The organism is Lysinibacillus sp. KCTC 33748 (genome assembly GCF_002237755.1).
GTDB lineage: Bacteria > Bacillota > Bacilli > Bacillales_A > Planococcaceae > Lysinibacillus.
In genome coordinates this window covers 323,543-338,209 of record NZ_MWSJ01000001.1, presented here as the reverse complement: position 1 = coordinate 338,209, position 14,667 = coordinate 323,543, and the positions used below count along the sequence as shown (strand labels likewise).

Genomic DNA, 14,667 nt, shown 5'->3' with positions numbered 1-14,667 from the left:
GAGCTTGGCCAAAAAGAGAGTAATCTAAGTATTACATCTTATCCTTGTTTATCGTTTTATCATAACCAAGATCAAGCACAACAGCACATAACACAACGATTGATCCAATTGCCACATAAAATGCTGCTGTCTGTGCCATAAATTTAAAAACAACTATCCAGGTATATCCGAGTGTCCGATAATTCAAATACAATATGAGATTCCCAACGGAGAGAATCAATAAGCCGTAGCTCACTAAAAATAAAAAGAGTCGTACCAAGTTAGGGCATCCTTTCTATTTTTTCTTTATTATCATCTATTCATAAAACTATAAAAAAAGACGTCAGCCATTTAAATTAGGCTGACGTTTTTTATGTTGTTCATATTAAATAACGTAAGGTTCTTCTGCAAAACGAGGAGGTGATTTCCGTTCCGGCTAGGCGCTTTCCTGGGGGCGTCCGATGAGCCGCTGATCCCCAAGGAGTCGCCCAACCTTCACTCCAATCAACCACTTTACATAGCGTGTATCTTTTGACATGACACTCTTATTTTTAATAATAAAAAAAGTGGGGATAATGAAATCCCCACTAATTAAAGTTTTACTTTATTATTCCTCGATTTTTTTGAATAGTAGACTAGCGTTGTGTCCACCAAACCCAAGTGAGTTACTCATTGCATATTGAATATCTACTTTTCGAGCTTCATTTGGCACATAATCTAAATCACATTCTGGATCTGCGTCTGTTAAATTAATTGTAGGTGGTAAAATGCCTTCTTTAAGTGCTAGCGCTGTGAAAATAGCTTCAACACCACCAGCTGCACCTAATAAGTGACCTGTCATTGATTTTGTTGAACTCATTGCAAGCTTATAGGCATGTTCACCAAAAACAGTTTTTACTGCTTGTGTTTCAAATAAATCGTTATATGGTGTACTTGTTCCATGGGCATTAATATAGTCAACTTGTGAAGCTTCTACGCCGCCATCAGATAATGCTTGCATCATTGCACGAGAAGCACCTTCCCCTTCAGGAGCTGGAGCTGTAATATGATGTGCATCTCCTGTTGCACCATAGCCAAGAACTTCTGCGTAAATTTTAGCACCGCGTGCTTTTGCGTGCTCATATTCTTCCAAAATAACAATCCCAGCACCTTCACCGATAATGAAACCATCGCGATTTTTATCGAATGGACGGCAAGCTTTTTCTGGATCAGTGCTTAAAGATAATGCAGTATTAGCGCAGAAGCCTGCTACTGCCATCGTAACGATTGGCGACTCAGCACCGCCCGAAATCATAACATCTGCATCGCCACGTTCAATTACTTTAAAAGCATCCCCAATAGAGTTTGTACCTGAAGCACAAGCAGTTACTGAACAAGAGTTAATGCCCTTTGCACCAAAGTGAATCGACACTTGGCCTGAAGCCATATCTGGAATCATCATTGGAATAAAGAATGGACTTACTCTTCTTGCTCCACGCTCTTGGAAAGTTAAAAATTGTTGTTCATATGTTTCCATACCGCCGATGCCAGAGCCAATCCAGACACCTGCACGTGGTGCTAGCTCTTCATCGATTGTTAATTGTGCATCTTCCATCGCCATGATAGATGCTGCTAAAGCATACTGTGTAAAGCGATCCATTTTACGAGCTTCTTTACGTTCGATATACTTTTCGATATTAAAATCCTTCACTTCAGCAGCAACTTTTGCTGCGAAAAGATCTTTATTTAAACGCGTTAATTCGCCAACGCCAGATTTTCCAGCTTTAATGTTAGTCCATGTTTCTTCGATGCTATTTCCTAGTGGTGTAACTGCGCCAATTCCTGTAATTACTACTCGTCGTTTACTCATTGTATTACTCCCCTCAAGCATTTTTCGTTTTTATTTTCCCCATCTCATTGTAACGGCACCCCATGTTAAGCCACCGCCAAATCCAACAAGTACTACTAAATCATCATCTTTTATCTTACCTGCTTCAAGCTCATCTACCAAGGAAATACCAATAGATGCCGCAGACGTATTCCCATATTTGTGAATCGTTTTTGACATTTTTTCCGGTGGTAGCTCTAGACGCTCACGAGCTGATTCCATAATTCGAATATTCGCCTGATGCGGCACTAAAAAATCTACGTCTTCTTTTGTTAAACCTGCTTTTTCTAAAACGTTCATTGCAGATTCACCCATTTGACGAACGGCAAATTTAAATACTTCACGGCCATTCATAGCGATTGTATCTTGCTGTGTTAAATACAAATTCTTTCCACCTGTACCGTCAGCACCAAGTTCAAATGATAAAATACCTCTACCTTCTGATACTGGACCAATAATTGCTGCACTTGCACCGTCACCGAATAATACAGCGGTATTACGATCTTCCCAGTCAAGTACTTTCGACAGCTTTTCAACACCTACTACTAAGACATATTTATAAGCATTTGATTCTACAAACTGCTTTGCCGTCACTAAACTATATATAAACCCTGCACAAGCTGCCGCTTGGTCCATCGCTGCTGCATTAACTGCTCCAATTTGCTCCTGAACCATACATGCGACACTTGGAAAATTTTGATCTTGTGTTACTGTCGCTACGAGGATTAAGCCTATTTCCTCTGGTGAAATTCCTGCTTTTTCAATAGCCTCTTTTGCTGCAGCTACTGCTAAATCTGAAGTTTCCTGATCATCAGCAGCAAAATGACGCTGCTCAATCCCTGTGCGAGTTCGAATCCATTCATCCGAAGTATCCATTATTTTTTCTAAATCAAAATTCGTAACGACCTTCTCCGGAACGTATTTGGCAATCCCTAAAATACCAGCGTTCATTTAGCAACCCCTCTGCTTTCTTACTATCAATTATTAGTAACTGGTCATAATTATAACTCATAAATAAGATCAGGTGCAAGATGAATTAAAATTAATGCTTTTTTTCCTATCAATTCCACCACGAATTAATCACTGCGTGAAATCGGGCGCTTGATAGCAATTGTATAGAATTTAGCGGGGCTTGAAGCACTTCTACACGCTACGACACACAAGTATTTGTGACGTCTTTTAATTTCAGTGATGTATTGAAATTGCATTAAAAATAAAAAAAATGTTATTGTTGTGACAAATTCGCCATGTTTCACAGAAAAGGTTCTTTTTTTTTCGATTTATGTTATGATATGATAATGAATATGTAGTAAAATCTTATGATATAAAAAAGTTCGGTTGAGGTGAAATTAATGCGATATATCGTAACATTCATATGGTCATTCCTACTAGTTTCAATGTTAAACTACGTAGTAGGCTCTGTACTTGGTGCAGAATTTGATATCGATACTGCTATTGTTACATCAGTTGTATTTACAATTCTTGTTTTCATTATCGGTGCAATTATTCCAAACGAGTCAACTCCAGAAGCTGCAGACAATCATTAATTCAACTAGAAAAAACCTGTTTCGCTCAATGCGGAACAGGTTTTTTGTTATTTTTCAACGACACATTGACCATCATGCATTTTAATGTGCAATGTTTCTCCTGGTAATACTTCACCTCGAAGCAATTCTTTTGCAACCGCAGTTTCAATATAACGTTGCACGAAGCGTTTTAATGGTCTTGCGCCGAACTGAGCATCTGCTCCTTGTTCGACAACCCAATCAACTACATTTTGTTCTACTTGTAAAGTAATGTCTTGCTCTGCAACTCGTTTGACAAGCTGTTCGATATATTTCCATGCAATGGCTGTAAAATGCTCATCTGATAGTGCATGGAACATAATAATATCATCCATACGATTTAACAGCTCTGGTTTAAAATGTTGACGCAGTGCAGCCATCACTAAATCCTCAACAGCAGCATCGTCTTCTTTTGCTTCCATTAAATAGCTTGAGCCAATGTTAGAAGTTAAAATGACCACTGTGTTCGTAAAGTTAACCATACGCCCCTGGCTATCAGTAATGCGACCATCATCTAAAATTTGTAGTAAAATATTTGCGACATCCGGATGGGCCTTTTCAATTTCATCTAATAAAACAACTGAATACGGATTTCGGCGAACAGCTTCTGTTAATTGACCACCTTCCTCATAGCCAACATAGCCTGGAGGTGCCCCTACAAGGCGCGATATGCTATGTTTCTCCATATATTCACTCATATCAATGCGAATAAAATGATCCTCAGAATCAAACAATTGTGCCGCTAGTGCCTTCGCAAGCTCTGTTTTACCAACACCTGTTGGTCCTAGGAATAAAAAGCTACCAATTGGTCGATGCGGATCTTTAATACCTGCTCGAGCACGCCATACCGCTTCCGTAACAAGCTGTACTGCATTATCTTGTCCGATTACACGCTCATGCAATGTATCTTTTAAGCGCAATAATTTTTCTCGCTCACCTTCTACTAATTTCGTCACTGGTATTCCTGTCCAGCGCGAAACGATTGATGCAATTTCATCAGCCGTTACCTCTTCACGCAAAATACGTGATTCCGTACCATTTTCTAATTGTTTTTCCATCTCTTGAATGTCCTTTTCAAGTGTAGGAATTTTCCCATGACGTAGTTCAGCTGCTTTATTTAAATCATATTTACTTTCTGCTTCATCTAAGTCGCGGCGGTATTTATCAAGTTTTTCACGTTTTTTCTGAATGCCGTGTAACGCTTCTTTTTCGGTTTCCCATTGTTTACGCATGCCCTCAGAGGATTCTTTGAGCTTTGTTAATTCCTCACTGAGCTGCTCTAGACGTTTTTTACTCGCCTCGTCTTTTTCATTACGCAATGCTTGCTCCTCAATTTCAAGCTGCATAATACGGCGTGTAACTGCATCCAATTCCTGTGGCATGGAATCAATTTCTGTTCGAATCATCGCACATGCTTCATCGATTAAATCGATCGCTTTATCTGGCAGGAAACGCTCTGTAATATAGCGATTGGAAAGCCCCGCTGCCGCTACGATTGCACGGTCATGAATACGTACCGCATGATGCAACTCAAAGCGCTCTTTCAAGCCTCGTAAAATGGAAACTGTATCTTCAATAGACGGCTCTCGTACAAGCACCTGCTGGAAACGACGCTCTAAAGCAGGATCTTTTTCAATATACATACGGTATTCATCTAATGTTGTAGCCCCGATACAATGTAGCTCACCTCGTGCAAGCATTGGTTTAAGCATATTCCCAGCGTCCATTGCACCATCCGTTTTACCAGCACCAACAATTGTATGAATTTCATCGATAAATAAAATGATGCGTCCCTCTGATTCTTTTACTTCTTTTAATACACCTTTTAAGCGCTCTTCAAATTGGCCACGATAACTAGCACCTGCTATTAAAGCACTCATATCCAGCTCATACAGTACGCAATCTTTTAACCCCTCAGGAACATCGCCCTTTACTATACGTTGAGCTAACCCTTCTACAATAGCTGTTTTACCAACCCCAGGCTCCCCTATTAAGACAGGATTATTTTTCGTTTTGCGTGTTAAAATACGAATGACATTACGAATTTCTTCGTCACGACCGATAACCGGATCCATTTTACCGTTTTTAACTTCTTCTATTAAATTACGTCCAAATTGTTCTAATGGCTTTTTGTCATTTGTTTGTTGAAATTGCATATTTAGCACTCCTTTTTAATAATGTTAATCGGAATCCCGTTTGCCATTCTATTTCATAGAAAATGTTTGACCTTTTTTGACTAACTTTATTTTACAACACTCGACAAACTAGAGCAAAGAATTAGCCCTAAAATTTCTTCACTTATTACTGGAAAACTACGTTATAATGAAAGTATATTTCTTAGATCTAGTAAATTGCTCACTTAATTTTGTAATAATTAAACAATTTTTACGAAAAAAGAAAGAGATGTGTTGAAGATATGGCTATTATGGATAATATACAGGAGAAATTTCACGATCTTTTTCAAAAGCACGGTGTTTTTATTAAAGTGAATAAGGATAGTAAAATCTTTTTAGAGGGCGAACGTGCGAAAGAAATTTATTATATAAAAACAGGAGCTATCTCGATTAGTCAGGAAACGGAGAATGGAAAGGAATTAACCATTCGTATTTGTGGTCCTGATAGCATCATTGGAGAAAGCTCATTATTTTGCAACTTTACGTATAATTCGATGACCGCTAAAGTACTAGAGCCCTCCAGTTTATATGTTCTTAGCCTTGAAACATTAGAACTTTTACTAGTGGAACAGCCTATTTTAATGGTGGAGTATATGAAGTGGTTGCAAACAGAAAATTTAAAGCATCAAAGCCGTTTGCGTGATTTGATTTTACATGGGAAAAAGGGCGCTTTATTTTCAACGCTTATCCGTCTTTCAAACACTTATGGGAAGCCGTTAGAAAATGACACTATTTATATTGACTTCCCGTTAACACATACAGAGATTGCTAATTTATGTGCAACGAGTCGAGAGATGATTAATCGCATGCTGAATGACTTAAAGAAGCACAATATTATATCTTTTGAAAAAGGTTATATAACCATTCACGATCTACAATTTTTAAAGGATGAAATCGCCTGTGAAAATTGTCCGTTACAAATATGTCGTATTGATTAGTACACTTACATACGAAATCCCCGCTTATGAGTTATAAGCGGGGATTTTTTATCGTGCTTTAAGTGAACTTAGCGTACACCTAATGCCATTTTTGCATAGCGTGACATTCTATCTTTTGACCAAGGTGGATTCCATACAATATTTACATTTGTACTTTTCACCTCTGGAAGCTCACCTAATGCTGTATTCACTTGATCAACAATAACAGGTCCCATCGGGCAGCCCATAGACGTTAACGTCATTGTAACAATTGCTGCACCCTCTTCATCTAACTCTACATCATATACTAAACCTAAGTTGACGATATCAATACCAAGCTCAGGGTCAATTACATTTTCTAATGCACCGAACATGCTGTCTTTCATATCTTGATCCATCTGTATTTCTCCTTCCGTCACAGTGTTAACTTAATCATAGCAGATGCATCTTATTATGCCAAATGCTGTGCAAGCCATTCAGTTGCTGCTAACATACCATCACGTGGCACAGTATGACCTGCTTTCTTATTCGCTATAAATTTTAAGTTTTCTGGATTTTTTTCATAATATTTGCGTAAAGTTAAATAAAAATCATACGTTTCCTTGAAAGGTACAGTTTTATCTAACTCCCCATGCCAAAATAGAACAGGTCGTTCTGCAAATTTGTCTGGTGTTAGGCTCACATCATATTTAGCTAGAAGCTCATTCGTTTGTTGTACTTCTTCTTCGGACATCGGCAAATTCACACCGTTTTTAGCGAATTGCTGTAATTGATACTCCGCTAATTTAGTGAAACTTGGTGCACCCATGCAAACTGCTGCTGTCTTGATCCAATCATAGCGCTTTAAACAGCCTGATGTGACAATACCACCCATTGATGTACCAGAAATACCAATTTTATCATTCACTAATAATTTTTTATTCTTTAATTCATTATATAATTGTTCCACTTCATGAATAGAATTTAAAACAATATCCCAAAAATGTAAGCTCAATTGCATCTCAGTTAGGCCTTCACTACGGTCGCCATGTAATTTTGCATCTGGCAATAGGACACGCACCCCTCTGCCTACTAATTGATATGCATAATGTAAGTTATGTTCTTTTGCACTCGTGAAACCATGTAAAAAAATTACTACCGGGGTTTCTTCATTCATATTTTCCGTATGTATATGTAATAAAGGAATATTTCCCCACAATTCTTTCTCAACAATCATCTTTGTCACTCCCAACATTTGTCTCATCTTTATGTTAGCAAACTTTTTTCACTGTGACAAAATTTTGACGAATGGTTTACAAAACGATACTATTCAAAATATAAGAAAGGGGCAATAAGCTATGAAACCGCATTTAATCGTTTTGGACTTAGATGGTACGTTATTAACGGACCAACAACAAATTTCAGCAAAAACTAAAAAAACATTATTGCAGGCAAAGGAACAAGGCCATCAAGTTATGATTGCTACCGGTCGTCCTTATCGCGCGAGTGATCTTTACTATCACGAGCTTGGCCTTACAACGCCCATCGTAAATTTTAATGGTGCTTACGTCCACCATCCTAAAAATGCTGCTTGGCAGACTAAACATACTCCTATTGATTTAAGCGTAGTACATGATGTCGTCAATTCCATCAATAGCTATGAATATGAAAATATTATAGCGGAGGTGAAGGACGATATTTATGTTCATACAGAGAACTCACGGATTTTAAATATATTTAATATGGGGAATCCTAAAATTACTCATGGGAATCTCTATACCCATTTACTTGATAACCCTACTAGTTTACTGATTCAAGCGAATGACGTGAATTCAATGATTATTCGTGACCATTTACAGGCTGTTCATGCAGAGGTCATTGAACATCGTCGTTGGGGTGCCCCACTTCACATTATTGAAATTGTTCGCCGTGGCTTAAATAAAGCAGTAGGAATCGCTCATGTAGCACAAGATTTAGGTATCCCACGTGAGCGTATTATTGCATTCGGTGATGAGGACAATGATTTAGAAATGATTGAATATGCCGGTATCGGTGTCGCAATGGGCAATGGCATCCCTGCTTTAAAAAACATTGCCAACGAAATTACGACAACCAATAACGACGATGGCATCGCTAAAATGCTTATCGAACGTTTAAAACTATCCTAGTTAAATAAAAAAACCCTATTTTTTGGATCATCACCATAAGTTGTGGATGTCATTCATGAAAATGTAAGCCATCTATGAAAGTTGCGCGAAGTACGCCCAGTCGGACGGAAATCAACCACATGTTATGGTGATGAGCCCATTTTTCACTTTAACTTTCGAGTTAACAATACACTGAGTTGCAATTATACTGAAACTCGATATGATATTATAACTATATAAAATTTTATTAGGAAGTAGTTTCGAGAAATATAGAGTGGAAATTGAAAACTCGACACGTGTTCACCTGTTATGTAGTATAGGTATTTGTAAACTTCTCATATAGAGTTAAAAGAATATTAAATTAGGGGGACAAATGATGAAAATTTTTACTGATAGTGGCTGTGATCTACCAAAGTCTTACTACGAAGAAAACAATATTGAACTTCTTCCACTACGAGTGCAATTGAACAATAATGAATATGATGATGTCATTTCGATTGATTCCAAAGAAATTTACGACGCTATTCGTCAAGGTGCTCGCCCAAAAACATCCCAAGTATCACCAGAGATATTTCTCAATCATTTCGAAAATCTAGCGAAAAATGAAGAAGAAGGAATCTATATTGCCTTTTCATCGGAATTATCAGGCACCTATAATACCGCTGTCATGATTCGCAATCAAGTACAGGAGCAATATCCATCCCTTAAATTAGCTATTATCGATTCTAAATGTGCTTCACTAGGTTTCGGCCTAGTAGTCGAAGAAGCCGTTCGCCTTCGAAATACAGGTGCTTCACTGGAAGAAATCGAAGCAAAAATTACAGCTCTTACTCCACAGATGGAGCACTTATTTACGGTGGAAGATTTAGATTACCTTGCTAAAGGTGGTCGTGTATCTAAGGCAAGCGCATTTCTTGGGGGGCTCCTAAGCATTAAACCCATCTTAAATGTTGAGGATGGTAAACTTGTGCCGATTGAAAAATCGCGTGGACGTAAAAAAGCCATCGCTCGCATGTTAGATTTAATGCAGGCGCGCGGTGAAAATTTCTCTGAAAAAGTTGTTGGTATTAGCCATAGTGATGATGTGGAATTTGCCAACGAAGTAAAAGCTTCTATCCAAGAAAGATTTTCACCAAAAGCCATTCAAGTAACAATGATTGGTTCAGCTATCGGCTCCCACGTAGGACCAGGTACAATTGCCATCTTCTTTACAAATAAAAGCTATCAAGCTTAACAAAAACCCCCTCCGCACTGAAAAGTGTTGAGGGGATCTTTCATTTTATCCTACTAGGATTAGTTTAGAGCATCTTGCTCTTTACGTCGTACTTTACCTCGTCTAATAATAACAACTACAAATCCTATGAATATTAACCATACTAATCCTAGTGCTACCATATAAGGTACATTTAATCCTTCATCATTTCGAACTTGATAAATCTCTACCATTTCGCGATTTAAAATAACTGGATAAACGTCTTTTTCATTAATACGAACTTTTTCTTCATGTATAATACCGTTTAGCATTTTACCTTTACCAAGCTGAGCAGGTGTTAAATCAACGCGTTGTGTTTCACTAGTATTATTAACCATGATGACCCATTTCTCTTTATCGGACGTACGTGTAAATACAAGTAGGCCATTTTCATTTGTGAGAACTTCAAAATCACCGTTGCGTAATGTCTCAGATTTATTACGTAAAGATTGGACATGTTTAATATAATCGATTAATTCTGTATCAGTTTTAAAGTTATATATTTGGTGCGTATCTGGCTTTTTTTCACCGTTCATTGCAATTTCTGTACCATATTGTACAACTGGAATTCCTGGCATCATAAATAAAGCACCCATCGCCATTTTCAAACGCGTTGGTGGGAACATATTTTCTGCTGCAGAATCAAATGTAAATCGATGCGTTTCTAACGAATCAATCATAATCTGAGTTGGTTTCTTACCTGTAAAAGGCTCCATCAACTTAGTAGAATCCATATCAACATTTTTAAAGATATTACGGTAAATATCAGCTGAAGCTTTATAAAAGCTTGCATCAAAGTTTGCATCACTTTCTTCATTTGAAATGACATAGAGTGATTTTTTCGTATCCTTTAATGCTTTAATCACAGCATTGATAAATTCTGTATCAGCACCAGCAATATTCGTTAAACGCACTCCACCAACATCGTATGTAGAGACAAAGTCTGTTACTGATTTAACAAGTGCGTCTTGTACGTCTTTGTTTGTTAAGTCCCACTGTACTTGTCCATTATTTGTTGAAGCAATCCAGTCCTTTTTCGCTGGATCTTTTGCCCACTCATGATTCGGACTTACATTGTTTAATGGAAAATCAACCATGATCGATACGTTTTTAGCTTTATAGGCCTCAATGACACTTTGAAACTCCTCAGCTGTCCCAAAATGACGCTCAATTGAAGAGTAGCTCGTCGGCATCGATCCATCATATTTCTCAGTGGCAAAAATCGGGCCAATAGAAGCGATTGTAAAGCCCATCTCTCCGATAAATTTTAGTTTATCCTGTAAACCTGCAAAATCGCCTCCTGCAAATTTAGTTGCGTCTTGCGTATTTGTATCAAAATCGTTAGTGCCCGAACCATTAAAGAAACGGTCAACGAGTAAATCATAGATGCTTTCTTCAGCAATCGTTCTTGTCGACGCTTCATCAGCATGTGCAACTGGTGTAGCACTCACTAATGAAGTTGCTAGTAAAAGCGATGCAGCTGTCGCACTTATCCACTTTTTGAATTTCACTTTAATTCCCTCTCTTTCAAACCAATCCTCCGTCATTTTACCAAATAAAATAGTCCCCTCGCTATCATTTCAAAATATTTTCCGAAAATGACAAAATGAATTACGGCAAAAAGGTGTCAACTTCTCCTTCAAATACAATTTATCGACTTGATTACGGGACCTGAGCAATTTCACCTTCAAAAAAAAGCCGTGAAGCGAGAACTTCACGACTTTTGCAAAATTATGCTAAGAAATTTTGACCCATTGGTAATTTGAAGCCTAGGAACAATGTAATGAATAAGAACACTGCAAATAAAATCCAAAACAGACCAGTTGGTTTATTTTTCTTTTGACGAACTAATACCATTTCCATCATACCAATGACTAAAATACCACCTATAAATTTAAAGCCATAGAGCATACCCATACCATAATCCATGCCTTTAATAAATAGTGCTCCACCAGTAATGATAATTAAAATGTAGAATAAACGTAATGTCATATGTAAGCCTTTTGACTGCTTGCCCATTAATGCTGCAATTAAAAAGATTACGATTGCAACTACCCAAGTAGTAATATGCAAATGCGTTTGGCTAGTTAAGAAACTCATTATTGTCCCACCTCATATTCTTTTTTCTATCAAACTCTATCCTACCATGTGATGGAAAGGGTTTCAAACATTACAATAGTGTTCATATAATTTACATCAATTATGCCTCGGAAAATTGCGTCGAAGGGTCTAACTTCTTTCAGCAGATGTTTAGACACCCACTGAAAGAAGTTAAAAATCCGCGGAGGTAAACTCACGCGGATTTGAAAAATTATTCAAAATGATTCACTAAAGTACCGATGCCTTGGATAGATACTTTTACAGTATCACCAGCTTTTAAGAATTGTGGCGGATTCATGCCTTTGCCAACACCTGCTGGAGTACCTGTTAAAATAACGTCACCTGGCTCTAATGTAACATGCTGAGATAAAATCGATACTAATGATTCTACAGTGAACATCATATCTTTTGTTGAGCCGTTTTGACGTACTTCGTCGTTCACTTTTGTAACGACTGTTAAATCTTGTGGATTCGGAATTTCATCTTTTGTTACAAGGTAAGGTCCAAGTGGACAAGTTCCATCCAAGCTTTTTCCTAAGAAGAATTGCTTATGTTTTTCTTGTAAATCACGAGCTGTTAGATCATTGGCAATCGTATAGCCAAATACATAATCGTATGCTAAGTTTTTCGGAATATTTTTACCACGTTTACCAATGACAACCGCTAATTCGCCTTCATAATCCATTTTAGATGAAAGATCAGCATGAATAGAAATTGTTTGGCCATCAGCAGCAATAGCAGTCGGAGATTTTGTAAATACCATTAAGTCTGTTGGAGCTGCTTCTGCACCCATTTCTTTAGCATGTTCATCATAGTTTTTCCCAATACACATAATGTTTTTTGGTGTGCGTGGAATCGGTGATAACCACTCGATCACTGTAAATTCGCGTTTGAAACTATTAGCACGGTCTGATTTTTCAGCGGCTTCTACTAATTTACGAATCTGTTCAACAAAATCAAAGCCTAGAGCAATGCCATCTACAATTGAACTTGAAAAAGAAGGGAGAACTTGAAGTTCATTTTGAATAGCGAGTACATCCCATACTGCTTCTTCTTTTTTTACTTTTGGTCCAAAGCTTACATGTCCACCTAATTTAAATGATAAAATTTTCATGATTTTCAGAGCTCCTTCTTTTTTTTACATAATACAACAAAATTATAGAAATTGCCTTACTTTTACGAAAACTATTTTTATTCCGAATAATTTGCTGTTTTTTTACCATAAAGTGTGGTTGATATCCGTTCCGGCTGGGCGCTTTCCCGGGGCGTCCGAGGAGTCGCCCAGTCTCCACTACAATCAACTTACTTACATAACATACGTTTTAACAAATGCTATCCCAACTTTTGATAATGAGCTAAATCGCAATTAATTATTCTTATTATACAAGACGTATTCATTAACTTTATGTTGCCCTCACATTAAAGATGCACGCTGATTTCTACCGCAGATTGTTCGCTTTTTGCACGAGAGTCAAGCCCTTAACATTTACCCTGCTTTCGTTTTCGCCTTATACGTTAACTTGCGCCATAAAGCCTCTAGCGGACCTTGTTGCCATTTCGCTAGCCAAATTTCTGCCACAATCATTTGTACAATAATAATGCTGACCGCAATTAGCACGCCTGTTGCGACGTTTACTTTTCCATACAAGCCAAATCCAAATTGATAAAATAGACATGTTCCAATGACCGATTGAAGTATATACATCGTAAACGACATACGCCCTATTTTCGCAAAAGGACTAAGCAATTTTGGTACACCTGGGAGTAAACAAAGTAAAACAATGAGCCCCGTATAGCCTACTGCTAAAATTGGACCACCTATGTATACTTTTAAGTAGTCTAATAAATACGTACGCGTAAACATGATCGGTGAGCTTTTAATAAAAATACCAATTGCTAACCCAGCTACCGCTAATGTCAGCCATAGCCATTTAAGCTCTCTCGCTCGTTCTACTAAACGCCATTTAGAGGCTGCGGCACCAATTAACATAAATGGTAGAATTGTAAATAATGCCACAAACCACATGCCGATTCCTGCCTGAACAGATAAATCAGTTAGACGTTGCATAAATGCATCAACCCAGCTCCCTGTTCCATAAGCAGTTATCGCCTGCTCTACTGAAGTAATATCTAAATACTCATCAATCTTTGTATTGAAATTAATATATCCTACTACAAATAACATAAAAGCTTGCATGACGCCGCTAATCATAACGCCAATTGACAATAACCAAATTGGATGTAGACGTAGTAATAGCACTAAAAAAACGCCACAAAATGCATACATCATCAAAATGTCGCCCCACCAAATGAGCACAGCATGTAGCAAACCAAATACAAATAATACAGAAAGTCTTCGAAGTCCTATCGCATAAAAATTTTGTTCACGACTTTGTGCTTTCTGCCATTGCATAGCGAGTCCGTAGCCAAATAACATGGCGAACAGTGGATAAAAGCTACTTTGTACATAAATATCTAAATTTTGCTGCCACACTATATCTGACGGTGTTGTAAACCATGATGCCAAATCAATATAGGGCATTGGCAAATAAAAGGCAAACATATTAACGAGTAAAATGCCTAGTAAGCTAATACCACGTAAAATATCTAATGTTGCGATGCGCTCCTGCAACATTGTCGGTTTTAACTCCACAAAAAAGCCTCCTCTATGTATATGGCGAAAACAG

14 protein-coding genes are annotated in these 14,667 nt (G+C 37.7%); 4 read left to right on the top strand and 10 right to left on the bottom strand.

The window, feature by feature from the left end; all coding sequences use genetic code 11:
* Positions 1 to 31: 31 nt before the first annotated feature.
* The 3 genes from B1B04_RS26625 to B1B04_RS01445 all read right to left on the bottom strand — a co-directional run bounded on the left by B1B04_RS26625 (position 32) and on the right by B1B04_RS01445 (position 2,797).
* Positions 32 to 259: a YuzI family membrane protein gene (locus B1B04_RS26625; RefSeq protein ID WP_079559558.1), complete on the bottom strand. Its 228-nt coding sequence runs from the start codon at positions 257 to 259 to the stop codon at positions 32 to 34.
* A gap of 327 nt (positions 260 to 586) precedes the next feature.
* Positions 587 to 1,828, bottom strand: a complete 1,242-nt coding sequence (fabF, locus tag B1B04_RS01450; protein WP_079559557.1) for a beta-ketoacyl-ACP synthase II — start codon at positions 1,826 to 1,828, stop codon at positions 587 to 589.
* A gap of 30 nt (positions 1,829 to 1,858) precedes the next feature.
* Positions 1,859 to 2,797, bottom strand: a complete 939-nt coding sequence (locus B1B04_RS01445) for a beta-ketoacyl-ACP synthase III (protein WP_079559556.1) — start codon at positions 2,795 to 2,797, stop codon at positions 1,859 to 1,861.
* Positions 2,798 to 3,198: 401 nt separating this feature from the next.
* Here B1B04_RS01445 and B1B04_RS01440 point away from each other — a divergent pair, with 401 nt between their 5' ends.
* Complete coding sequence (locus B1B04_RS01440) at positions 3,199 to 3,393, top strand: YjzD family protein (RefSeq protein ID WP_079559555.1); 195 nt, start codon at positions 3,199 to 3,201, stop codon at positions 3,391 to 3,393.
* A gap of 47 nt (positions 3,394 to 3,440) precedes the next feature.
* Here B1B04_RS01440 and B1B04_RS01435 read toward each other — a convergent pair whose 3' ends face one another.
* On the bottom strand, positions 3,441 to 5,567 hold the full coding sequence (locus tag B1B04_RS01435; protein WP_079559554.1) for an ATP-dependent Clp protease ATP-binding subunit: 2,127 nt from the start codon (positions 5,565 to 5,567) through the stop codon (positions 3,441 to 3,443).
* Positions 5,568 to 5,836: 269 nt separating this feature from the next.
* On the opposite strand from B1B04_RS01435, the gene B1B04_RS01430 reads away from it, so the two are divergent.
* Positions 5,837 to 6,523: a Crp/Fnr family transcriptional regulator gene (locus B1B04_RS01430; protein WP_079559810.1), complete on the top strand. Its 687-nt coding sequence runs from the start codon at positions 5,837 to 5,839 to the stop codon at positions 6,521 to 6,523.
* A gap of 68 nt (positions 6,524 to 6,591) precedes the next feature.
* On the opposite strand, the gene B1B04_RS01425 is transcribed toward B1B04_RS01430, so the two are convergent.
* Together B1B04_RS01425 and B1B04_RS01420 are read right to left on the bottom strand one after the other, a co-directional pair.
* Positions 6,592 to 6,900, bottom strand: a complete 309-nt coding sequence (locus B1B04_RS01425; protein ID WP_079559553.1) for a metal-sulfur cluster assembly factor — start codon at positions 6,898 to 6,900, stop codon at positions 6,592 to 6,594.
* 53 nt (positions 6,901 to 6,953) lie between these two features.
* The gene (locus B1B04_RS01420) at positions 6,954 to 7,718 is read right to left on the bottom strand and encodes a prolyl oligopeptidase family serine peptidase (RefSeq protein WP_079559552.1); all 765 of its coding nucleotides are present in this window, start codon (positions 7,716 to 7,718) and stop codon (positions 6,954 to 6,956) included.
* A 121-nt stretch (positions 7,719 to 7,839) separates the two neighbouring features.
* Here B1B04_RS01420 and B1B04_RS01415 point away from each other — a divergent pair, with 121 nt between their 5' ends.
* Entirely contained in the window at positions 7,840 to 8,649 is an 810-nt protein-coding gene (locus B1B04_RS01415; protein ID WP_079559551.1) for a Cof-type HAD-IIB family hydrolase, read from the top strand.
* A 355-nt stretch (positions 8,650 to 9,004) separates the two neighbouring features.
* Positions 9,005 to 9,862, top strand: a complete 858-nt coding sequence (locus B1B04_RS01410) for a DegV family protein (protein WP_079559550.1) — start codon at positions 9,005 to 9,007, stop codon at positions 9,860 to 9,862.
* Between the two features lie 59 nt (positions 9,863 to 9,921).
* On the opposite strand, the gene B1B04_RS01405 is transcribed toward B1B04_RS01410, so the two are convergent.
* From B1B04_RS01405 to B1B04_RS01390, 4 genes are all read right to left on the bottom strand, one after another.
* A complete protein-coding gene (locus B1B04_RS01405; RefSeq protein ID WP_079559809.1) occupies positions 9,922 to 11,391 on the bottom strand; it encodes an alpha-amylase family glycosyl hydrolase in 1,470 nt (489 codons plus the stop codon).
* A 220-nt stretch (positions 11,392 to 11,611) separates the two neighbouring features.
* Positions 11,612 to 11,980, bottom strand: coding sequence for a YisL family protein (locus B1B04_RS01400; protein WP_079559549.1), 369 nt, complete (start codon positions 11,978 to 11,980; stop codon positions 11,612 to 11,614).
* 211 nt (positions 11,981 to 12,191) lie between these two features.
* The gene (locus tag B1B04_RS01395) at positions 12,192 to 13,094 is read right to left on the bottom strand and encodes a fumarylacetoacetate hydrolase family protein (protein ID WP_079559548.1); all 903 of its coding nucleotides are present in this window, start codon (positions 13,092 to 13,094) and stop codon (positions 12,192 to 12,194) included.
* Positions 13,095 to 13,466: 372 nt separating this feature from the next.
* Positions 13,467 to 14,633, bottom strand: coding sequence for a DUF418 domain-containing protein (locus tag B1B04_RS01390; RefSeq protein WP_079559547.1), 1,167 nt, complete (start codon positions 14,631 to 14,633; stop codon positions 13,467 to 13,469).
* Positions 14,634 to 14,667: the final 34 nt, after the last annotated feature.

Coding starts and splice junctions, on each gene's coding strand:
- fabF (WP_079559557.1), bottom strand. CDS start 1,828: ATGAGTAAACGACGAGTAGTAATTACAGGAATTGGCGCAGTTACACCA.
- B1B04_RS01445 (WP_079559556.1), bottom strand. CDS start 2,797: ATGAACGCTGGTATTTTAGGGATTGCCAAATACGTTCCGGAGAAGGTC.
- B1B04_RS01440 (WP_079559555.1), top strand. CDS start 3,199: ATGCGATATATCGTAACATTCATATGGTCATTCCTACTAGTTTCAATG.
- B1B04_RS01435 (WP_079559554.1), bottom strand. CDS start 5,567: ATGCAATTTCAACAAACAAATGACAAAAAGCCATTAGAACAATTTGGA.
- B1B04_RS01430 (WP_079559810.1), top strand. CDS start 5,837: ATGGATAATATACAGGAGAAATTTCACGATCTTTTTCAAAAGCACGGT.
- B1B04_RS01425 (WP_079559553.1), bottom strand. CDS start 6,900: ATGGATCAAGATATGAAAGACAGCATGTTCGGTGCATTAGAAAATGTA.
- B1B04_RS01420 (WP_079559552.1), bottom strand. CDS start 7,718: ATGATTGTTGAGAAAGAATTGTGGGGAAATATTCCTTTATTACATATA.
- B1B04_RS01415 (WP_079559551.1), top strand. CDS start 7,840: ATGAAACCGCATTTAATCGTTTTGGACTTAGATGGTACGTTATTAACG.
- B1B04_RS01410 (WP_079559550.1), top strand. CDS start 9,005: ATGAAAATTTTTACTGATAGTGGCTGTGATCTACCAAAGTCTTACTAC.
- B1B04_RS01400 (WP_079559549.1), bottom strand. CDS start 11,980: ATGAGTTTCTTAACTAGCCAAACGCATTTGCATATTACTACTTGGGTA.
- B1B04_RS01395 (WP_079559548.1), bottom strand. CDS start 13,094: ATGAAAATTTTATCATTTAAATTAGGTGGACATGTAAGCTTTGGACCA.